Source organism: Arthrobacter sp. Br18 (assembly GCF_000520555.1).
Lineage (GTDB): Bacteria > Actinomycetota > Actinomycetes > Actinomycetales > Micrococcaceae > Arthrobacter_D.
On record NZ_KI914868.1, the window covers coordinates 2211 to 24088 of the forward strand.

General features: G+C 67.3%; 17 protein-coding genes, 2 pseudogenes and 2 riboswitches. Of the genes and pseudogenes, 16 read left to right on the forward strand and 3 right to left on the reverse strand.

The annotated features are described in order from the left end of the window. Positions 1 to 1870, reverse strand: a 1870-nt coding sequence (locus Y704_RS20520; protein ID WP_035772379.1) for a putative bifunctional diguanylate cyclase/phosphodiesterase, incomplete at its 3' end; no start/stop codon positions are given. A 203-nt stretch (positions 1871 to 2073) separates the two neighbouring features. On the opposite strand from Y704_RS20520, the gene Y704_RS0110605 reads away from it, so the two are divergent. From Y704_RS0110605 to Y704_RS25250, 9 genes and pseudogenes are all read left to right on the forward strand, one after another. Further along, positions 2074 to 3450, forward strand: coding sequence for an aspartate aminotransferase family protein (locus Y704_RS0110605; protein ID WP_026550099.1), 1377 nt, complete (start codon positions 2074 to 2076; stop codon positions 3448 to 3450). A 123-nt stretch (positions 3451 to 3573) separates the two neighbouring features. Beyond that, the gene (locus Y704_RS0110610; protein ID WP_026550100.1) at positions 3574 to 4548 is read left to right on the forward strand and encodes an aldo/keto reductase; all 975 of its coding nucleotides are present in this window, start codon (positions 3574 to 3576) and stop codon (positions 4546 to 4548) included. Positions 4549 to 4588: 40 nt separating this feature from the next. Beyond that, positions 4589 to 5098 carry a GNAT family N-acetyltransferase gene (locus Y704_RS0110615; RefSeq protein WP_155850331.1) on the forward strand — a complete coding sequence of 170 codons (510 nt, stop codon included), beginning with the start codon at positions 4589 to 4591 and terminating at the stop codon, positions 5096 to 5098. Positions 5099 to 5174: 76 nt separating this feature from the next. Further along, positions 5175 to 7097: an amidohydrolase gene (locus Y704_RS0110620; RefSeq protein ID WP_026550102.1), complete on the forward strand. Its 1923-nt coding sequence runs from the start codon at positions 5175 to 5177 to the stop codon at positions 7095 to 7097. 165 nt (positions 7098 to 7262) lie between these two features. Next, positions 7263 to 8564 carry an ABC transporter substrate-binding protein gene (locus Y704_RS0110625; RefSeq protein ID WP_035772426.1) on the forward strand — a complete coding sequence of 434 codons (1302 nt, stop codon included), beginning with the start codon at positions 7263 to 7265 and terminating at the stop codon, positions 8562 to 8564. Beyond that, the gene (locus tag Y704_RS20525; RefSeq protein ID WP_081747565.1) at positions 8564 to 9520 is read left to right on the forward strand and encodes a carbohydrate ABC transporter permease; all 957 of its coding nucleotides are present in this window, start codon (positions 8564 to 8566) and stop codon (positions 9518 to 9520) included. Before Y704_RS0110625 ends, Y704_RS20525 begins: the two co-directional genes overlap by 1 nt. A gap of 8 nt (positions 9521 to 9528) precedes the next feature. After that, the gene (locus Y704_RS0110635; RefSeq protein WP_253904295.1) at positions 9529 to 10581 is read left to right on the forward strand and encodes a carbohydrate ABC transporter permease; all 1053 of its coding nucleotides are present in this window, start codon (positions 9529 to 9531) and stop codon (positions 10579 to 10581) included. Between the two features lie 129 nt (positions 10582 to 10710). Further along, a complete protein-coding gene (locus Y704_RS0110640; protein WP_026550105.1) occupies positions 10711 to 11142 on the forward strand; it encodes a hypothetical protein in 432 nt (143 codons plus the stop codon). Between the two features lie 543 nt (positions 11143 to 11685). Further along, positions 11686 to 12003 (forward strand): annotated as a pseudogene (locus Y704_RS25250) (DUF6098 family protein); the annotation flags it as partial. A 77-nt stretch (positions 12004 to 12080) separates the two neighbouring features. Here Y704_RS25250 and Y704_RS22785 read toward each other — a convergent pair. Together Y704_RS22785 and Y704_RS0110660 are read right to left on the reverse strand one after the other, a co-directional pair. Beyond that, positions 12081 to 12545: a hypothetical protein gene (locus tag Y704_RS22785; protein WP_155850332.1), complete on the reverse strand. Its 465-nt coding sequence runs from the start codon at positions 12543 to 12545 to the stop codon at positions 12081 to 12083. Between the two features lie 93 nt (positions 12546 to 12638). Continuing rightward, positions 12639 to 13145 carry a flavin reductase family protein gene (locus Y704_RS0110660; protein ID WP_026550106.1) on the reverse strand — a complete coding sequence of 169 codons (507 nt, stop codon included), beginning with the start codon at positions 13143 to 13145 and terminating at the stop codon, positions 12639 to 12641. Positions 13146 to 13207: 62 nt separating this feature from the next. Beyond that, positions 13208 to 13327: riboswitch (SAM riboswitch) on the reverse strand. A gap of 146 nt (positions 13328 to 13473) precedes the next feature. Continuing rightward, positions 13474 to 13607: riboswitch (SAM riboswitch) on the forward strand. Between the two features lie 177 nt (positions 13608 to 13784). Here Y704_RS0110660 and Y704_RS0110665 point away from each other — a divergent pair. From Y704_RS0110665 to Y704_RS0110700, 7 genes and pseudogenes are all read left to right on the forward strand, one after another. Continuing rightward, entirely contained in the window at positions 13785 to 15455 is a 1671-nt protein-coding gene (locus tag Y704_RS0110665) for an ABC transporter substrate-binding protein (RefSeq protein ID WP_081747566.1), read from the forward strand. Positions 15456 to 15481: 26 nt separating this feature from the next. Further along, entirely contained in the window at positions 15482 to 16459 is a 978-nt protein-coding gene (locus Y704_RS0110670; protein WP_216698971.1) for an ABC transporter permease, read from the forward strand. Further along, positions 16456 to 17370 carry an ABC transporter permease gene (locus Y704_RS0110675; RefSeq protein ID WP_026550109.1) on the forward strand — a complete coding sequence of 305 codons (915 nt, stop codon included), beginning with the start codon at positions 16456 to 16458 and terminating at the stop codon, positions 17368 to 17370. The genes Y704_RS0110670 and Y704_RS0110675 overlap by 4 nt, the downstream gene beginning before the upstream one ends. Continuing rightward, a pseudogene (locus tag Y704_RS25255) lies at positions 17367 to 17816 on the forward strand (ATP-binding cassette domain-containing protein); the annotation flags it as partial. The gene Y704_RS0110675 and the pseudogene Y704_RS25255, both read left to right, overlap by 4 nt. A 25-nt stretch (positions 17817 to 17841) precedes the next feature. Beyond that, complete coding sequence (locus tag Y704_RS20540) at positions 17842 to 19056, forward strand: ATP-binding cassette domain-containing protein (RefSeq protein WP_253904297.1); 1215 nt, start codon at positions 17842 to 17844, stop codon at positions 19054 to 19056. Continuing rightward, positions 19053 to 20462, forward strand: a complete 1410-nt coding sequence (locus Y704_RS0110695; protein ID WP_026550112.1) for an LLM class flavin-dependent oxidoreductase — start codon at positions 19053 to 19055, stop codon at positions 20460 to 20462. The genes Y704_RS20540 and Y704_RS0110695 overlap by 4 nt, the downstream gene beginning before the upstream one ends. A 9-nt stretch (positions 20463 to 20471) precedes the next feature. After that, positions 20472 to 21689, forward strand: coding sequence for an acyl-CoA dehydrogenase family protein (locus Y704_RS0110700; RefSeq protein ID WP_026550113.1), 1218 nt, complete (start codon positions 20472 to 20474; stop codon positions 21687 to 21689). Positions 21690 to 21878 lie beyond the last annotated feature (189 nt).

Genomic DNA, 21878 nt, shown 5'->3' on the forward strand with positions numbered 1-21878 from the left:
GGGGCGAGCCGAGGCGTGCGAACTGCCAGTGATAGGCGAGCGCGCCAAGGTGGGTACGGAAGGAGGTGGACCGAAGCTGGTACTCGAACCCGGCTACCCATGCGGCGGCCTCCGAGGCGGGCATCGGCCTGCTGAAGTGGTATCCCTGCCCGAATGCCGCACCGAGGACTGCCGCGGCCTCGGCCATGCCTTCATCCTCAAGCCCTTCGACCACGACCGTCATGCCGAAATCCCTGCCCATCTGGATCAGCGTGGCAAGAAGGCCCAGGGTTTCCGGAGGCTTGTGCCGGATCCCGCTCAACAGGTCCCCGTCCAGCTTGATCGTCCGAAACGGCAGGGACGAGAGTCTCTTGAGACTGCTGTAGCCCGCACCGAGATCGTCCATCGCGATACCCACTCCCAACCTGGTGAGCTGGTGAAGCGCATGCCGCTGGCCTTCCCACTCGAGTGTCACGGACTCAAGCAGTTCCAGCCGAAGACGCGGCGCCGCAATACCGTGGCGGTTCAGGGCCTGCTCCACCAGGGTGGTCAGGCCCGGTTCAAACAGCGTCGTGGGCGGGAGGTTCACCGAGATGTCCACTGTCAATCCGTGGGATTCCCACGCCGCGAGCTGGGACAGCGCCTGTTCGAGGATGACGACGAACATCCGGTCGAGGTCGGCCTGCCTGAGGTGCTCGAGGAATTCGTCGGGGTAGGCAAGGCGGCCGTCCGGAAGGCGCAGTCGCGCCAAAGCTTCGAACGACGGCACAGATCCGTCGTGGAGGTCGATGACGGGCTGCACGTGCAGCTCGAGGCCGCCGTCGACCAGGGCCTGCCGGTATCCGTCCAGCCGAAGCTCGGGCTCCCTGGCGCTTTTTCTGATGTGATCGGGCAGCGGATCCGCTTCCTCTGCTGCATCAGGCACCGGGTCCGCGAGGGAGCCTCCGCGTGGGGGGACGTCCCGGGCCATCGTCCACCACAGGTCCCGCTCATGCTTGCGGGTCTTGACGTCATACAGGGCCTCATCGGCGCTCCTCAGGAGACCCGGCGCATCCAGGCCGTCCCCGGGGAAGAGTGCAAGGCCCAGACTCATTCCGATCATCACGCGCTCGCCGCGGATGTGGAATGGAAACTCCACCGCCTCGTGGATGCGCTTCAGGATCCGTGGGACGTCCGTGCGTGCGGTCGACCTCGCCAGACCAGAAAGAATAAGAACGAACTCGTCGCCGCCTATCCGGCCGAGGAAGTCCTCGTCCCGGAGGCGACTCTGGAGCCGGGCGGCCCACTCCCCGAGGAGGGCGTCTCCACTCTCGTGGCCATAGGTATTGTTCACGGTCCGGAAATCATCGAGGTCGATGACGCCGATTGCAGTCGTCGCCCCGTGGTCGGCGGCAGGGCCGAGGAGCGTATCGAGCCGGTTGCCCATCGCGGTCCGGTTGGGCAGCCCGGTCACCGAATCATGCAGCGCCTGGAGGCGCAGCTGCTCAAGCAGCGCCATACGCGTGTTGATGTCCCGCTGGACACTGGTGAAATGGGTGAGAACGCCCTCACCCGAGAAGAGCGGTGTGATCCGCAGCGCGTTCCAGAAGGCTGACCCGTCCTTGCGGTAGTTGAGAATTTCGCCGTCGTAGGTCTCTCCCGCGGCCAGCGCCCGGCGGATGGCGGCAATGGTTTCGGGATCGGTCCCCTGACCCTGCAGCATCCGGCAGTTTCTGCCCAGCACCTCGTTCCGGTGATAGCCCGTGATGGCGGTGAACGAATCGGCGACATGGAGGATGTTCTGCTGTGCATCGGTGATGAGGGCAAGCTCCGAGGTCGCAGCCATGGCCCGGATCAGAAGATCGTCCGGTAGTGCTGCATCCGCGAAGCGCGGCGCGGAACGCAACTGCATGGAGTCCCCTTCGAAAGCACCGGGCCACCGCGGGAATCCCCCGCCCGCAACCGCGGATCTACGTGAAATGCTAGCCGCTAATCCGGCGGCCGGACCGGCATCGGGCGGCCCGAACGGCGTTCGCCGGGAAAGCCCGTCAGCTTCCATGGCACAGTAGGTAGGAAAGGCGCACCGCAGACGAACGGGAAGGATCAAGCATGAGTATGTCGACCGATGTACCGGTACCGGACGGTCCCAGCAAGGAGGACCTCGCTGCCGGTCGGCGGGCCTACGAGCTGGACCGGCAGCACGTCTTCCACTCCTGGTCCGCCCAGGACCTCATTCGGCCGATGACGATCACCAAGGCCGAGGGCTCCCTGGTATGGGACGCCGACGGCAGGCGGCTGCTCGATTTCTCTTCCCAGCTGGTGTTCACCAACATCGGCCACCAGCACCCCACCGTGGTGGCGGCCATCCAGCAGCAGGCCGGAAAGCTCTGCACCGTCGCGCCGCAGCATGTGAACGACGCCCGCTCCGAGGCGGCCCGGCTGATCTCTGAACTGACGCCGTCGGGCATGGACAAGGTGTTCTTCACCAACGGCGGAACCGAGGCGGTGGAGCATGCCATCCGCATGGCACGCCTGCACACGGGCCGCTACAAGGTGCTGTCAGCTCACCGTTCCTATCACGGAGGCACGCACCTCTCGGTGAACCTCACCGGGGATCCCCGACGGATAGCGAACGACTACGGCGACGCCGGCGTCGTCCGCTTCTTCCCGCCCTACCTCTACCGCTCCTACTTCCATTCGACGACGCCGGAGGAGGAAACCCGGCGCGCCCTGGAGCACCTTGAACAGGTGATCCTGCTCGAGGGCGCCACGAAATTTGCGGCGATCATCCTCGAATCCATCCCCGGGACAGCCGGCATCATGATCCCTCCGCCGGGATACCTGAAGGGCGTCAGGGAGCTCGCCACGAAGTACGGCATCCTGTTCGTGGCCGACGAGGTCATGGCGGGTTTCGGCCGGACCGGCGCCTGGTTCGCATTCAACCACTTCGACGTGGTTCCCGACCTCATCACCTTCGCCAAGGGCGTGACCTCGGGCTACGTTCCGCTGGGAGGCGTGGCGATCTCCGACGAGGTCGCCGCCACGTTCGGCACGCGCGTCTATCCGGGCGGGCTGACCTACTCGGGCCACCCGTTGGCCACTGCCGCAGCCGTCGCCACGATCCGCGTGATGCGCGAGGAGAGCATGGTGGAGAACGCCGCCGCACTGGGCCGCGAGGTCTTCGGCCCGGGGCTCACGGAGCTGGCGGCACGGCACCCCTCCGTGGGCGAGGTGCGGGGTCTGGGCGCCTTCTGGGCCGTCGAACTGGTGAAGGACCGGAACACGCGCGAGCCGCTCGCCGCCTACGGGAGCTCAAGCCCCGCCATGGACGAGGTGGTCGGCGCCTGCAAATCACGCGGTCTGCTCCCCTTCGCGAACTTCAACCGCATTCATCTTGCGCCGCCGCTCAACCTCTCGTTCGAGGACGCGCGGGCCGGGCTCGCCATCCTTGACGATGCCCTCACGGTGGCGGACCGGCACGTGGAGGCCTGACCCCCACCCCCGCTGACGCAAGCACGTATGGCTGCTATTCCGGCCGGTTGCCGGCCATAGGTGCGTAATCAGCGGGGGTTTAGAGTTGGAGACGCCCCGCTGTCCTCTCCCGCAAAGGCGACCATGAACTTCGTAAAGCTCGGCTCCACCGGCCTCGACGTCTCCCCCCTGGCCCTCGGCTGCATGACGTACGGCGAACCGGACCGCGGTTCCCACCCCTGGACGCTGCCGGAGGCCGAGAGCCGGCCGCTCATCAAGCTGGCCGTCGAGGCCGGCATCAACTTCTTCGACACCGCCAACGTCTACTCGGACGGCACCAGTGAGGAGATCGTCGGGAGGGCGCTGGCCGAGTACACCCGGCGCGACGACGTCGTCATCGCCACCAAGGTGCACGGCCGCATGCACGACGGCCCCAACGGCGCCGGCCTGTCCCGCAAGGCGATCCTCGCCGAACTGGACAACAGCCTCCGCCGCCTGGGCACCGACTATGTGGACCTGTACCAGATTCACCGCTTCGATCCCGCGACGCCCCTCGAGGAAACCCTCGAGGCCCTGCACGACGCCGTGAAGGCCGGCAAGGTGCGCTACCTCGGGGCGTCATCAATGTACGCGTGGCAGTTCTCGAAGGCGCTGTACCTCCAGCAGCTCAACGGCTTCTCGCGCTTCGTCACCATGCAGGACCACTACAACCTCATCAACCGCGAGGAAGAGCGGGAGATGTACGGGCTGTGCGCCGACCAGGGCATCGGGGTGCTGCCGTGGAGCCCGCTGGCACGCGGGAAGCTGGCGCGCGCGTGGGATGAGACGACGTCGCGCTCGGAAAGCGACGCGTTCGGCAAGACCCTGTACGGGACGAACGACGCCGACCGCCGCGTGTCCGACGCCGTGGGCAAGGTGGCAGCGAACCGCGGAGTGTCCCGTGCGCAGGTTGCCCTCGCGTGGGTGTCACGGAACCCGGTGGTGTCGGCGCCGATTGTGGGTGTCGGAAAACCGGGCCACCTCGAGGATGCGCTGGCATCCCTGGCCATCGAGCTGACGGCCGACGAGGTCGAGGCGCTCGAGGCGCCCTACGTGCCGCACGCACTGGTCGGGTTCTAGTGCCGCACGGGCTTCACTCGTGGCGGTGAGCCTCCGCCGGATGACGGCAGCTGACGCCGGCGGGATCGTCGACTTCCTGACCTCCAACACGTTTCCCTTCCACGTGATCGCGGACCACACCCAGGAATCCGCGCGGGCGGCAGTGGCATCCGGACGGTTCTGGAACGAGGAGTCCCAGGGCTATTGGGTGGAAGCGGATGCCGGACGGATCGGACTCGTTGTGGTGAAGGACCTCCAGGACGACACACCCATGTTCGACCTCCGCCTCGCCGGAACCCACCGCGGGCGGGGCTACGGCGTGCCGGTGGTGAAGGCTACCTGCGATCTCGTCTTCACCACACTGCCGCACGTCCGACGGTTCGAGGGCCAGACCCGCGAAGACAATCGCGCGATGCGCCGCGTCTTCCTGCGTTCCGGCTTCCTCAAGGAAGCCCATTACCGGCTCGGCTGGCCCATCGGCGGAAACCGTTACGCGGCATCCGTGGCCTACGCGATCCTGCGCTCGGACTGGGAAAGCGGGACGGTCACGCCCTTCGAATGGGATGACTGAATGGAACCCATGAGGACGACGGAATGGCACTGCTGAATGGGACGACCGAACCGCCCGACGGCGGCGCGGAGCATGCGTGAGCGCTGACTGGGTCTTCCACTCGGGCCGGATCTTCGACGGGTACCGGATCCTGCCGGGGGTGACGGCGGTGGCGGTGCGGGCCGGCCGGATCACCGCGGTCGGAACCGATGGCGAGGTGCGCGCCGCCATCGGTGCTGCGCGGCAGAGCGTCAATCTCGCCGGACGCCTCCTCATCCCGGGGTTCACCGACGCGCACAACCACGCGGCCATGGGCGGCGTGGAGCGGAAAACATGCGACCTGACGCCGGCCACGAGCGCCGCGGAGACCCTGGCCATCGTTGCCGAGTACGTCCGGAGCTCTCCCCCGTCCGGCGGTGGCCCGGCCTCTCAACATCAGGCCTCTCAACATCAGGCCTCGCCACCTCGGGCTGATCCACCTCCGGCGCAGACAGACCCGGCCTGGCTCACCGGCGGCGGCTGGTACAAGGGCCACTACCCGGGCGGATTCCCGGGAGCGGAAATGCTCGACGCCGTCGTGCCGCACCGACCGGTGTACCTCATCAACCGCGACCACCACAGTGCCTGGGTGAACACCTGTGCACTCCAGGTTGCCGGAATCGGTGCCGAAACTCCGGACCCCGCGGACGGGCGGATCGAACGCCATCCGGATGGCACACCGACCGGGATCCTTCATGAGGGCGCCATGGATCTGGTGTCGAGGCTCCTACCGCCCGTGACCCCTGCCGCCATGAGGACCGGAATCCTTGAGGCGCAGCGCTACCTGCACTCGGTGGGGGTAACCGGGTGGCAGGAGGCGATCCTCGGCGACTACGCCGGCTACCCCGATGCCAGCCCTGCCTACCGGAAGCTCAGCGCCGACGGCCGGCTTACCGGCCGGGCAACGGGCGCACTCTGGGTGCCGCGGACCACTACTGCCGCGGGCGTGGGTGCCCTGGTCGAGGAGTTCAGCGAACGGCGCCGGGTCAACGCCGAGGCCGGATTCCGGTCGACCAGCGCCAAGATCATGGTGGACGGCGTGCCGGAAAACCGCACGGCCGCGATGTTGGACCCGTACTGCGGACCGGAGGCAGCCGCGCGCCCGGCTCCGCAGGACTCCCGGAACCCGGCCCCGGGTCGCGGTGCCGATGCCGGGTCCGCGTCCTGCGCGTGCAGCCGGAACGTCGGATCCTCCTCCGACCGCGGGCTCCTCTTCCTTCCCCAGGATGTCCTCGCACCGCTCGCTACGGAACTCACTGCGGCTGGGTTCGACCTCCATCTCCACGTCATCGGCGACCGAGCCGTGCGCAGCGCGCTCGACGCCGTCGATCAGTCGCGCCGGGCCGCACTGTGTGCGCCCCTCGTTGAAGCGCCCTCCGCGGGAGCCCAAACTGACGCAGCGCACATCGCGGGAGCACCCCTCGTTGATGCTTCCCCTGCATGGGAACCGCGGCACCAGATGGCGCACCTGCAGCTGGTGCACCCGGAGGACATCGCCCGCTTCGGCGCCCTCACCATCACAGCGAACCTGCAGGCGCTGTGGGCCTGCAACGACGACCAGATGCTGGGCCTCACCGTGCCCCTGATCGGCGGTGAGCGGAACGAATGGCAGTACCCGTTCGCCGCGCTGGAACGCGCCGGGGCCCCGCTGGCCATGGGCTCGGACTGGCCCATTTCGAGCCCCGACCCGTGGCAGGCGATCCACGTAGCGGTCAACCGGTCACATCCGGCCCACCCCGATGCCGGTCCGCTCGTCGCGGATCAGGCGCTCACCCTGCAGTCGGCCCTCCGTGCTTACACCTCGGGCTCTGCGTATGTGAACCGGCTCGACGACGGCGGCGTGATCGCGCCGGGAGCCCTGGCCGACATCGTAGTGCTGGACGTCGACCCCTTCGGCCTGCATCCGGCCGATCTGCACACCGTGCGGGCCGACCTGACCATGGTGGGCGGCGTCGTCGTGCATGACGCCGCGGCCACTTGAATCCAGTGCGCAGCACTTACGGGCGGACGGCCCATTTCCCGTAAGTGCTGCGCACTGGATGGGCCGCAACGGTGATCGTGCCGCTTAATCGGCCGCTTGGATAGGAAAAAAAGGAAGCATACTGCTGGTGTGGATTGTGCCGCATCCCAGACGGAAGGCTTCTCGATGACGATCTCCAGACGGCAGATTCTCGGTGGAGCTGGTCTCCTCGCAACGGCTGCGGCCCTCGGCGGGTGCGCCGGTTTCTCGGGTGGCAACGATGACGAGTCCAGTGGTGACAACGAGTTGACCTTCACCACCTGGGGAAGCCCCGCCGAGGAGGAAGGCTTCAATCGCGGAATCGCCGCGTTCAAAGAAGCGAATGCCGGGGTCAACGTCAAGCTGAACCTGGTGCCCTACGAGCAGATCTTCCAGAACATCGACGCCCAGCTCCAGGCGGGCACCGCGCCGGATCTGTTCCGGGTGGACTACGGCACCATCGGCGCCTACAGCAGCCAGGATCAGCTGTTTGACCTCAGCAGCTACTTCGACACCGCGGAGGCTGACGCTTTCCTTCCGGCAATGTGGCAGGCCATCCAGTACAACGGCATGCCCTACGGAGTACCGCACCAGACGGACACCTCGGCCATCGTGTACCGCCGGGACCTGTTCGAGCAGGCCGGGATCACCAGCGTTCCGGACAGCCTCGACTCCGCCTGGACCTGGGAAGAGTTCGAGGGCGTAGCCCAACAGCTGCGGGCCTCCCTTCCGCCGGATCTGTACCCCGCCGTCTACAACTGGCAGCTGGGTGGATCCACCCGCTGGCTGAGTTGGCTCTTCCAGGCAGGCGGACGGCTCTTCAACGACGATCTGTCGGGGCCTGCCATCGAGTCGGACGCCGGAACCAGGGCGCTCACCTTCACGCAGAACCTGTTCCGCGAGAACCTCGTGCCACCCAACAGTTCAGTGAAGTCCTCCACCTATGCGGACACGGCCTTCGGGGCCGGCACCACGGCGATGGCGTTCGTCGGTAACTTCGTGCTGCCCAGCCTGGATGAGACCATCACCGACTTCGAATGGGGCGCAACCTTCCTGCCCCGTGCCGAACGTGGGGCCTGCGATCTCGGCGGGAACGCACTTGTCGCCACCAAGAGCGCGCGGAACCCCGACCTCGCAGCCGAGTTCCTCAAATTCATGGTGCAGCCGGACCAGATGTCCGACTTCTGCGCGCGGGCCATGGAGCTGCCGACACTGCAGAGCCTGGTGGGAACCGAACTCGACTACCAGACTCGTCCGGATATCGCAGGTATCTTCGTGGACCAGGCAACCACGCTCGAGCCCGGGGACGTCCAGCAGCTGACGAACCCGGCGATGGCCGAGATCAATCCTCGACTGCGTGATCAGCTCGAGGCCGCCTTCACCCAGAACCAGTCGGTGGACGAGACGCTGGCGAACATCGCAGCAGCGGTGACCGAGGCCACCGGCTGATGTCCGCGGGCACCTCCGAGCGCGAGGGATCCGCTGCCCCAGCGACGCCCGCTTCGACCTACGCACCGGGTGCCGGACGGTCCGGGAAGCGGTTCCGCTCCACCACAACGGCCTACGGTTTTCTCACTCCGAACCTTGTTCTTCTCGGGCTGTTCCTTTTCCTCCCGCTGGGTTGGGCCTTCCTCATCAGCTTCCAGGAATCCAGCGGTTTCGGAGCGAGCGGATGGGTAGGCCTCGACAATTACCGCCGGCTGATCACGGACCCCACGTTCTGGCAGTCCACGGCGGATACGGGGGTGTTCACCCTCATCACCGTGCCGCTCAGTCTGGCCCTCGGGCTCGGCCTGGCGGTGCTGATGAACTCCGTGCTGCCGGGACGCCGGCTATTCCGCACCCTGATCTACCTCCCCATGGTGATCTCGGGTGTTGCGACGGCCCTGATCGGCGTACTCCTGTTCGACGAGGCGACGGGCATCATCAACAAGCTCCTTGGCGCGGGAGGCGCCGACACCGTGCCGGGGCAGTCGAACGGGACAGCTGCCTTCGCCTCGATCATCCTGGTGACGCTGTGGATCCGTGTCGGCTTCAACATGGTGATCTACCTGGCCGGGCTGCAGGGAATCTCCCCCGAACTCTACGAAGCCGCCCGCCTCGAGGGGGCGAACTCGTGGCAGCAGTTCCGCCACATCACGGTTCCCCTCGTCGGCCCGTCGACGTTCTTCCTGCTCATCATGGACGTCATCTACTCGTTCCAGGTCTTCGACACCATCTTCGTCATGACCGGAGGTGGTCCCGGCCGCTCGACGTCGGTCCTCGTGACCTACGCCTACGAAAACGGCTTCGTCACGCGGGACCAGAGCTACGCAGCGGCGATCGGCATCGTGATCTTCCTGCTGACGCTCATCTTCACCGCCGTCCAGTGGTACGGCAACCGCTCGCGGGACACGGCAGGATAGGAACGTCCATGGCACATTCCCCTGGCGACCGCGGCACCGCAGGTACCCACGGCACCGACCACGACGACGGCACCGGCAGCCGCGGTACCCCCACCCGCGATACCTTCCGCGGCACGCTCCGCCAGCCCGGCGCCGACAACGACGGCGGTACCCGCAGCCGCACCCGCGGCACCCTCCGCCAGCCGGGCGCCGACAACGACGGCGGCACTCGCCCCTTCGTGCAGCGTGTCCGCCACGTCTCCCCCGCGGAACGCGCCGCGCATGCGGCCCGGCTGGGAATCGCCGTCGTCGTCGGACTGGTCATGATGTTCCCGCTGTACTGGATGGTGACACTCGCGTTCTCACCGAACGTCGACGTTTTCAGCCGTGAACTCAACCTGTGGCCTTCGTCCTGGACCCTGGACAATTTCCGGCGTGTCTTCTCGAGCTTCCCTACCGCCACCTGGTTCGGAAACTCGGTGGTCATCACGTCGATCGTCACTTTCCTCACCGTCACCGTGAACCTGCTGGCCGGGTATGCCTTCGCAAAACTCTCCTTCCGCGGCAAGGGCGTCATCTTCCTGCTGGTCCTGAGCACCATGATGATTCCCGTCCAGGTGCTGATGGTGGCGCAGTTCCGGCTGGTCACGGAACTGGGGATCTACGGCACGTTCTGGGCGGTGATCCTGCCGTCGGCGGCATCGGCCTTCGGCATCTTCCTGGCCCGCCAGTTCATCATCGCGATACCGGATGAGCTGATGGACGCCGCGAAGATGGACGGCGCCGGCAATGTCCGGATCTTCCTGCAGATCATCCTTCCGCTCTGCAAACCCCTGATCGCCGTGCTGGTGCTGCTGACCGTGATGTACCAGTGGAATGATTTCGCATGGCCGCTGATCGCGCTGAAGGACAGCGAGCTTTTCACCCTGCCGATCGGGCTGATTTTCCTGCGGGGCCAGTACGGGGCAGATTACGGGGCTATCATGGCCCTTGCGCTGATTTCCATTTTGCCCATCGTGCTGATGTTCCTGATGTTCCAGAAGTACTTTGTCCAGGGCCTCGCGCGCAGTGGAATCCGCTGAAGGGCGGCGTCGTCCGGCATGCATCCGCGCTGCCCGCATCCACTGCGCAGCAATGACGGGCCAAGAGCCATTTTCCGGTAATTCCTGCACACTCGATGGCCCGATAGTGCGCCGTTAGGATGGGGACCTATGAGACATCCCCTCGGCGTTGCCGCGGTGCTCCTACTGGCCGCACCGCTGCTTGCCGCGTGTGAGGAGGCTCCGGTTCTGGGAATTCTTGAGCGGGAACAGGGTGAGCAGGACATGGTCACCATTCAGCGGGACCTGGAGGGAGTGGACCTGTCCTCCACGCGTTTCCTGGCGGAAGCCGGTCCCATCGAATACTTCGTGGCCACACCGGCCGATTCCGACGGACGGACCGCGTGTCTCCTCATCGAGGAGGGTATCGGCGTGGCGCTGGAGTGCGGCCCGCTGACCGCCGGACAAGCCGGCGTGCTCATCCGCGACAGCCGCATGGCAGCGGTGCTGCTCCCCGACGACTACGACCGCGATTCACTCGACGCCCAGGGCTACCGGCTGCTGCACCCCAACCTGGCGGTCCGGGAATCCCCCGAAGTGTGACATTGACAGGCGGAGCCGGCAGTGGGTGCATCCAGTGCGCAGCAGTAACGGCGAAACGGCTCGTCACCCGTTATTGCTGCGCACTGGATGGGTTGACGGGCGCGGGAAGCCAGGAAACACCCCCGGTCCCGGTATGGCGACGGAAGCTGCCTAGGCCTGGATCTGCGGTTCCGCCACCATCACCCGGTGGTTCCCCTCGCACTGGAACACGGCGAGCGTCCCTTCGGGGACGGGTCCCTCGGCGGGCCACTGGCTTTCATCCATCTCCTGTAGCGGCCTTCCGCACGACGGACAGGATGCTTCCATGGTGAACCTCCAGCTCGAACTCGATCGTCCTCCCCATTAGACCCCGTCGGGAGGGAGGAGGAACAGGAATACTTTACTGCGGGGTCAAGCCTTCCTAGGCTTGAATCCATGGAAGCCGCCACTGCACCGAGCGAAGCCGAACACGTGGATCGCACGCTCCGCAGCCTCGCTGAGATCGAGGACATTGTGTCCTCCGTGGACTACCTGTACCTCCGGTATTAACAGGGCTTCGAGGCCGACCGGGACTCCGCCAGTTCCGACGGCGAAAGCGGGCTGACAATGCCCGGACTGTCCGTCAATCCCCTCACCCCGGAGCCCTGGTGGACCCGGCCGCTCAGGGATTGGCTTGCGCGCCAGATCTGCCAGTACGAGCACCTCGCCGAGGATGGGGACCGCCACGCGTGGGTCTTCACGGGAACGTGCGTGGGCAGGGGGCCGGACTGCGAACCGTTGCTCGTGGAGGTGACCCCGGTTGCCCGCTTGGATCCGGCGGTGCTGCGGAAGGCCAAACGCGTGTACGAGGAAGAGTTCGACGCCGGCAACCGCCCGTCCTGACACACACCGCCTGAAGGGCCTGATCGGCGGCCGAGAAGGGCAAGGAAGGGCCGCCACCTGAAACGCAGCGGCGCGGGTCAGTGACCAGCCCGGCGGACGAATGTGCGGAACACCAGCTCCCCCGCCAGGGCGCCTCCGGCGGCGAAAGCGAGCACGCCCACGGCTGGAATTCGTGGGCGATCGTCTCCGGAGGGACGACGCCGCACCCTGCTGGTGGAAGGATCCTCACCGACAGTCAGCAGCGGCAAATGCTCGATCGCATGCGCAACGCGGGCCAGCAGGGTGCTCGCGCGGCGGAGTACCAGCGCGGCCACTTCCGGCCCGCGCAGGACCCCCGTGTCCACCGCGTCCCGGAGCCGGTCCACCAGTGAAAGGGGAACGGCGGCGACGGCGTTGCCCGGCGGTCGCCTCGCCACGACCGGGTGCGCCCGGGTCGGTGCGGTCCTGCGGAGCACCTCCCAGCAGATACCCAGTAGTTGAAGCCGGCGGGGGTTCACCACTTCCTGCAGGCGTGGGAAGAGTTTGTCCTCTTCGTCGCGCACATCCTTCCGGGTTCCATACCCCGATCGGCCCACACCGAAACACTGCTGCCGGTATTCAGCGACGGCTCCCACGAGAACGTGATGCCGCCTCGGCTACACCAGCGACGGCTCCGGGAGCCGGTGGAACCCGGAGGCATGAAACACCAGCGGCGCCGGGTCCATGTTCTCGAACTGCAGGCCGTGGACCCGCAGGAGCACCACCTGGTGGTCGCCGGCGGGGTACTCCGCCTCGACGGAGCAGTCCAGCCACAGCGCGGCGTCGGACAGGAAGACCGCACCCGCGGACGTGCAGTCGATGTCGAGTGCTGCGAACCGGTCGGCTGACTTCGACGCGATCTGCAGGCAGGCGTCCTTCTGCCCGGAGGCAAGGACTGAGACACCGATGCGTGGTTGTTTGCGCAGCACCGGCCAGGTGCGCGACTCGTTCTGGATCGCGAACATCACCAGCGGCGGATCGAGGGACACCCCGACGGTGAACGACGAAGCAACAATGCCCTCGGGAACACCGTCCACGCGGGAGCACAGCGCCGCGATCCCGGAGGGGAACCGCCCAAAGGCCTGCCGTAGAACGTTCGGCTCCACATTGACATCCAGTACCATGCCACACTTCCTCTTCCCGAGAGGCGCCCTCCCGCGTGCTGGAAGCACAAAACAGCGGGGAAACGCCGTACTTGCCGCTCGGGCGAAAACTGCCCAGCGGCCGAATCATCACCTGGAGCACCCCACTACGACGAGAGGGTTGCTGTCCAGCCGGCCAGGGCCCGTGGCTGGAACTCTTGATTGCGTCTCCCACGCTAGGGTCACCCGGCCACTGCCGTCAACGCGCGGCGTGACACATTGCGTAAAAAAGCCGGCGTGATGCCCTTTGTGACAGTTCATGACCCGACCCGGCTGGACAGCGGAAAGATCCGGCATACAGTGGGGTCAGCTTCAAGAGATGCGGCCGCCAAGCTCCGACTAGGCCGCGCACCAACCCCATGCTTACTGGGTGGTTCGGATGACGAAGCGGGCTGCACCCACCGCACTTCGTGTCGCGGCGCCCGGTGTGGTCAAGAGCAATCCGGAAGGATCACGCACGATGCGTTCCCGCAGCTGTCCCGATTTCCCCACCGCTTAATCCCCGGTAGTCCCTGCCCAGGACTCCGCCGGCACTGCCGGACGCCGTCCCGCCACACCTCCCGCAGGTCCCACCCGCGATGACCCCTGCCCACTTTTCCCCCTTTTCGAGAAGGAACGCCCATGTCCCTCCCTTTCCATGCCCATTTCACGGCCCGCCCCGGCACGGCCCGCCGGATAGCGGCACGCGGCGCCGGCCTCACCGTCGTTGCCGGACTGCTCGCGTCCTGCGCCTCCCCCGCCGGAACCCAGGCGGTGTCCGCGGACGCCACACCCGTGGACGGCGGGGTTCTCAATGTCTCGATCTCCGCCGAGCCCGGCTGCCTCGACGGGCACGGCATCTCGGCGACGCAGCAGCAGTTCCTCGGCCGGCTGATCTACGACAACGTGGTCACGCTCGACGACAACGGCGAGATGGCCCCCTACCTCGCCGAGTCCTGGGACATCTCCGAGGACGGCAAGACGTACACGTTCCACCTCAAGGAGGGCGTGACGTTCAGCGACGGATCGCCCTGGAACGCGACGGTGTTCCAGCAGAACCTCGAACACATGAGGGACCCGGCAACGAAGTCACCGCTGGCCGCCGCCTACATCGCGCCCTACGTCGACGGAACGGTGATCGACGACCACACGTTCGAGGTCCACCTCGAGTACGCCTACACCCCGTTCCTCTACACCCTCGCGCAGTCCTGGCTCGGCATGACCTCGGGCAAGGCCATCACCGAGTCACCCGGAACGCTGTGCCAGAACCCTGTGGGCTCCGGGCCCTACGTCCTGGAGGAGTACCAGCCGGGACAAAGCATCAGCTACGCCAAGCGGGAGGGATACGGCTGGGCCCCCGAGTGGCTGGGTGAAACCGGCGAAGCCCACCTCGACGGCGTCGAGGTCACCGTGGTCGCCGAGCCCGTGATCCGCCACCAGTCCCTGGTATCAGGCCAGTACGGGCTCACGGAGAACCTCGCCCCGCAGAACGCGGCGGCGGTGCAGGCCGACCCGGCGTTCACCTACGAGAACCTGCCGCGCACCGGCAGCCCCTACGTGCTCGGCTTCAACCTGAACCGTGAGCCCTTCAGCGATCCCGCCGTCCGGGAGGCCTTCGCAGCCGCGGTGGACACGGAGGCAGTCACGGAGAGCCTCGGTTTCGGCACCTATACCCCCGTCGACTCGTACCTCTCGAAGGAGAGCAAGTACTACGACCCCTCGGTGGAAGGCATACCCCACGACCCCGAGCGCGCACACCAACTGCTCGACGACGCCGGCTGGGACTCCCGCGACGCCGAGGGCTTCCGTATCAAGGACGGCGAACGGCTGACCGTCGAGGTTCCCACCGTGGAAGCCTCCGCCCCCAGCCCCCTCCTCGTCCAGCTGCAGGGCGAGGTCCGGCAAGCCGGTATCGAGCTGGAGATCATCCAGCTTCCCCAGGCACAGCTCACAGAGCTGAGATACGCCGGCGACTACGACGCCCTGGCCGGGGTGTGGCACACCAACACCACCGACGTCCTGTTCATTCGGTACCACTCCTCGGAGATCACCGGTGAGCGCATCGGCCAGAATTCGTCCTACGTGAACGACCCGGAGCTCGATGAGATCCTGCTGCGGGCCCGCGGGGCGGCGGACGGCCCGGAGGCGGAAGAGGCCTACTCCCAGGCGCAGCACCGGCTCACCGACCTGGTCCCCGGACTGCCCCTCTACGAGAACCCGAGCCAGTTCGCCTACTCGAACTCGGTGCAGGCCGTTGCCACGGACACGTCCCACCCGGTTCCCGTCCTGACCTACGCATGGCTCGCGCAGTGACCGGGGCGGCAGCAGGAACAGGAAGCGTGAGAGCGGCACCGGACCCGGGACGGACCGCAGGCAGCTGGCCCGCCGGGGTGGCCCGCCGCATTGTCCTCCGCCTCGTCGTCGGGGTCGGGGTGCTGTGGGGAGCCGCGACCCTGACCTTCCTGGCGGTCTATCTCATCCCGGGAGACACGGCGCTCCTGATCCTGGGCGGTCCGGATGCCCGGCCCACGCAGGAGGCCATCGACCGCGTCCGCCAGGACTACCTGCTCGATGAGCCCCTGGCAATCCAGTACCTGCACTATCTGGGCGGGCTGCTGCAGGGCGACCTCGGCCAGTCCTACCGACTGCGCATCCCCGTGGCCGAAGCCATCGGCCAGCAGATCGGCTCGACGGCCCAGCTCGCCGGGGCCGCCGCGCTTCTCGCGCTGCCGCTGACGTTCGCCGTCGCGCTGACCTCCGCGCAGCGGCGCCCGTGGATCCGTTCCCTGGTGTCGGGTGTGGAGGTGGTGTGCGCCGCGACGCCCACCTTCGTGATCGGGTTCGTCCTCCTGATGATGTTCTCGTTCAGCCTCCACTGGTTCCCGATCGGCGGCAACCAGGGACCGGCGTCGGTCGTGCTGCCCGCGCTGACGCTCGCCCTCGCGGTCTTCGGTCCGCTCTCGCAGGTGCTCCGGAACGAGCTCGACGACGTGCTGGAACAGGCCTTCGTCCTCACCGCCCGGGCGCGCGGGATGCGGAACGCCCAGGTCCGCGTGCGCCACGCGCTCCGGCACGCGGTTCTTCCCGTCCTGACCATGTCCGGGTTCCTCATCGCCGCCCTCCTCGGCGGCTCGGTGATCGTGGAAACCCTGTTCAGCAGGCAGGGTGTCGGGAGCCTCGCGCTCGCCTCCGTGTACGAAAAGGACCTGCCGGTGATCATCGGCGTCGTCCTGCTCTCCGCAGCCGTGTACGTGGTGGTCAACCTCGGAGTCGACCTCCTCTACACGCTCATCGATCCAAGGGTGGTTACCGCATGAGCATCGATCTTCAACCGGGCACGGCACCGGCAGTTCACGCCGCGCAGCCGGTCCCCGCCGCGGGAGCATCCGCCCCCCGTCAAACCGGCGGACGACGGCGGCGGCCCTTCCGGCCGGGACTCACCCTCGCCGTCGGATTCCTCGGCTGGCTCGCCCTGGCCGTCGCCGCGCCGACCGTCCTGACCTCGGTCGATCCCTATTCCGTCGACCCGGCTGCGAGCTTCACCCCGCCGAGCGCCGCGCACTGGTTCGGCACCAACGAATCCGGGGCCGACGTCTACTCACGGATCGTGCACGGAGCCGCAACGTCCCTGTACGTCGGGGTCGGGGCCACGGCGATCGGGTTTGTCGGCGGAACACTCCTCGGACTCTTCGCAGGCCTGAGCAAACGATTCGTCGAAGCCTCCGTGATGCGCTTCCTCGACGTCACCCTCGCCGTCCCGGAGATTCTCCTGGCGCTGGTGGTCATCGGGATCATCGGCGGGGGCACCGAGAACGCCATCCTCGCGATCGGCGCGGGCAGCATCGCCTACTACGCCCGCATCACGCGGACCCAGGCGCACCTCGTCCGGCGGGCCGCGTATGTGGAGGCGGTGGGCGGACTGGGGTTTCCCCGCTGGCACGTCCTGGTGCACCACGTGCTGCCCAATGTGGTGAAACCTGTGCTCGTCCTGGCCACCATCGGCGTCGGATCGGCCATCGGCGCGGGCGCCTCGCTCAGCTTCCTGGGCCTCGGCACGCCCCCGCCTGCGCCCGAATGGGGGGCCATGCTCTCCGTGGGGCGGAACTTCATCTCGAACGCGCCCTGGCTCATCACACTGCCGGCCGCGTTCCTCGTGGCAACCGTCCTCGCGATCACCGTCGTCGGGCGCGAACTGCGCCGCCGCTCCGAAGGAAGGACCACCTCATGACCGGAACACCCGTCGTCGAAGTGAAGAACCTGCACGTGGCCTTCGGTCCGCGCCGCTCCCCGCGCACTGTGCTCCGCGGCGTTTCCCTTGCCGTCCACGCCGGCGAATGCCTCGCCCTGGTGGGTGAATCCGGATCCGGCAAATCAGTGACGGCCCGCACCCTGGTGGGGCTGACCGGGCCGCAGTCCCAAGTCAGCGCCGACACCGTCTCCTTCCGTGGGAAGGACACCCGCGCCTGGGGCGAGCGTGAGTGGAAGGCGGTGCGCGGCAGGCACATCGGCTTCGTCCTCCAGGACGCCCTCTCCTCCCTGGATTCGCTGCGCAGGATCGGCGACGAGGTGGGCGAAGCACTGAAACTGCACGCCGGCCTCGGGAAGGCAGCCCGGCACACGCGTGTCCTTGAACTGCTCACCGAGGTGGGTGTGCCGGAGCCCGGCCTCAGGGCGCTGCAGTATTCGCATCAGTTGTCCGGTGGCCTCCGGCAGCGGGCGCTGGTCGCCTCGGCCCATCGCGGCCGGTCCGGGATTCCTCATCGCGGACGAACCCACGACGGCGCTCGACGCCACCGTGGCGGCGCAGGTGATGCGCCTGCTGAACCGGCTGAAGACCGGCTCCATGGGCATGCTCGTGGTGAGCCACGACCTGTCAGTGGTGGCCGGGCTCGCGGACCGGATCGCCGTGATGCGCGACGGCGAGATCGTGGAGGAGGGCTCCACCCGGCAGGTGCTGGAAGATCCACAGCACCCCTACACCCTGGAGCTGCTGGCCTCGATTCCCTCTGCCGCGTCGCGGGGGACGCGGCTCGGCGGGACCAGGGCTGTCCTGCCCGAGCGTGGCGAGGCGCGCGGCGGCGCCCTCCGGGACGCTCCCCCGCCCGGCACCAGGAAGCCGCCCATCCTGTCGGCGCGGAATATCACCAAGGCGTATCCCGGCCCGGACCGCGTGGACCGCACGGTGGTAAACAGCGTCTCGTTCTCGCTCGAGCACGGCACCACGCTCGGCGTCGTCGGTGAATCCGGCTCCGGGAAGAGTACGGCGGCCCGGATCGTCCTCGGCGTCGAGAAGCCCGATTCCGGCGAGGTGCTCCTGCACGGCGCCATGTGGGAGGACCTGCGCCGGTCCGGAAACCGCACCGCACGGCGCTCGGTGCAGATGATCTACCAGGATCCGCTGAGCTCCTTCGACCCGCGGCACACCGTCGGCAGGATCATCGCCGAGGCGCTGTCCGCTGCGGGTGTCCCTCGCACTGCCCGGGCGGAGCGGACCCGCGAGCTGCTCGGGCTGGTCCGGCTGGGAACGGACCAGCAGCAGCGCCGGCCCATTGAGCTCTCGGGCGGCCAGCGCCAGCGCGTGGCCATTGCCCGTGCCCTCGCCGCCGATCCTGAGATCCTCATCTGCGACGAGCCGGTCTCAGCGCTGGACGTCTCGGTGCAGGCGCAGATCCTCGACCTCCTCGCCGACCTTCAGCAGCGGTTCGCCCTGAGCTACCTCTTCATCTCGCACGATCTCGGCGTCATCCACCACATCGCCGACACCGTGCTGGTGATGAAGGACGGCGCCGTGGTGGAGTCCGGTCCTGTTGACCGCGTCTTCCTGCGGCCCGAGCAGGCGTACACGCGCGAACTGCTCAGCGCCATCCCCCAGCTTCCCACCCCACGTCCTTCCAAGGAGCAGATCCTGTCATGAGCAAAAAGATCGCCTTCAACCTCTTCGAAATGAACTGCGTCGGCCACATTTCCCACGGGCTATGGGTCCATCCGGAGAACAACCGCCACCGTTTCAACGACCTCGACTTCTGGGTCGAGCAAGCCAAACTCCTCGAGGCCGGCCTGTTCGACACGGTTTTCCTCGCCGACGTCGTCGGGGCCTACGACGGCTACCGCGCCGGTCCGGAGACGGCGCTGCGCGAAGCCGTGCAGATTCCCAGCAATGACCCGCTGCTGGTCATTCCGGCGATGGCCGCAGCCACGAAACACCTCGGGTTCGCCGCGACGTTCTCCACCACGTACGAGCCGCCCTTCGCGTTCGCCCGCCGCGCCTCCACGCTGGACCACCTCACGAAGGGGCGCTTCGGCTGGAACATCGTGACCTCCTACCTGCCCAACGCCGCACGGAACTTTGGGCTGCCCGACGAAGTGGAACACGACCGCCGCTACGAGATCGCCGACGAATACCTCGATGTCCTCTACAAGCTGTGGGAGGGATCATGGGACGACGACGCCGTGGTGCAGGACCGCGAGCACCGCGTGTACACCGACCCCACGAAGGTCAGGTACATCAACCATCGGGGGCCTCACTTCTCGGTGGCCGGCCCGCACCTGTCCCAGCCCTCCCTCCAGCGGACGCCCGTCCTCTTCCAGGTCGGCAGTTCCGTGGCGGGCAAGGCCTTCGCCGCCAAACACGCGGAGGCGGTCTTCGTGGGCGGCACCGACCTCGCGGCGTACCGCGACAACGTGGCTGACCTGCGGCGACTCGCTGAGGAGAACGGCCGCTCGCGCCACCACATCAAGGCGTTCGCGGGCGCCGTCGTGATCGTGGGGAGGACGCACAAGGACGCGCTGCGCAAGGCGGAGGAGTTTCGGAAGCTCTCCAGCGCGGAGGGCTACCTTGCGCACCAGGGCGGAAGCGGCGTCGACCTCGCGGCGTACCACCCGAGCGAACTCGTCGAGGATATCCTCGCCCGGGAGAACCGCCCCGGCCGCGACCGGCAGCCCAGCAACCGCCGACTGCCGGCCGGCACCACCGTGGGCCAGGCGCTGGAGCGTGTCACCCGCTTCGACCGTGGACCGTTCTTCGCGGTGGGCACGGTGGTGGAAGTGGTCAACGAGATCGAGCGGTGGGTCCGGGAAACCGACCTCGACGGCTTCAACCTGCGGCAGTTCCTCACGCCCGGGACTGCCGAGGACTTCGTGGAGCATGTGTTGCCCGAACTTCAGCGCCGAGGGCTCTACCGCACGTCCTACGAGGAGGGCACGCTGCGCGAACGACTCTTCGGCGCCGGTAATTCACGCCTGTTCGAATCCCATCCGGGGGCCCGGTACCGCGGAGGAGCCAATCTTGAGGCGCCGGCCCTCGCCTCGGCCTCGGTTTAGGAGATCCCGATGACCACCACAGCAACCGCACCAGTACATCCCACTGAATGCCCCACGGACCAGGAGCTGCTTGCACGTTTCGGCCCGCTGTTCGACGACATCGCGGCAGGTGCGGTGCAGCGCGAAGTGCAGCTGCAGCTGCCCCGCGCGGAGGTCCAGCGTCTGAAGGCGGCGAACTTCGGTGCACTGCGGATACCGCAGGAACAGGGCGGGTTCGGCGCGTCGCTCCCCCAGCTCTTCCTGCTCCTCACGAGGCTCGCGGCCGCTGATTCCAACCTCACCCAGCTCTGGCGCGGTCACTTCGCGTTTGTCGAGGGGCTTCTGCTCGACGACGGCGGCCCCCGTGCGCAGCGCTGGTTCCCGGTCATCGTCCGCGGGGCGATGATCGGGAACGCGTCGAGTGAGTTGACCGGGACCTCGCTCGAGGACATCAGCACCACCATCTCAGGGGACGGTGCTGCCCCGCTGCTGAACGGGACGAAGTACTACAGCACCGGCAGCATCTACGCGGACTGGATTGCGGGCAGCGCACTCACCGACGGCGAGCGTGTCTCCTACGCCGTCGCGGCCGCGGCGCCCGGCGTGGAATGCCGGGACGACTGGGACGGGTTCGGCCAGAAACTGACCGGCAGCGGCACCACCGTGTTCGCCGATGTTCCGGTGGACCGGGCGGACATCCGCCCGTTCGTCCGGCACCAGCCCAGTCATGTGCACGCGTTCTTCCAGCTCGTCCTGGTGGCGTCGCTGGCAGGAATAGCGCGGGCGGCAACGGACGACGTCGTCGGGTTCGTTGCGCCGCGCACGCGCACCTACATCAATGCGACGTCACCGGTCCCCGCCGGGGATCCTCAGGTGCAGCAGGTGATCGGTGAAGTCTCGAGCCTCGCCTTTTCCGCCGCAGCATCGGTTGATGCCGCGGCACGCGCACTCGGGGTTTCGCTGGGCGTACTCACCACCGAGGGACTCGGGACCGGAGTTCAGCGCGACGCCGTTGCCGAGGCGGAAATAGCGGTCTACCAGGCCCAGGTCAGCGTCATTCCCCAGGTGCTCACCATCACCTCCCGGCTCTTCGAGGTCGGTGGGGCTTCTGCGGTATCCATCGCCCGTGGACTCGACCGGCACTGGCGCAACGCCCGCACCATCGCCTCCCACAATCCCGCCATCTATAAGGCGAGGGCTATCGGTGAGTGGGAATTGACCGGGGAGCTGGACCGCTTGCGTACCTGACACCTCCGGCATCCTCGTGGAGGCCACCGTCGACCCGGCGAACTACCGGCCGATTCGCCGCCCGGCATTCCTCGACGCCGGGTTCTGGGGACCGTATCCGGAGACGATCACGAGACCACGGCGCACGTTGAAGTACACGTCACCCATCGTCCAGGTGGTGAGCCCGGCTCGTTCCCGCCGGGGAATGGA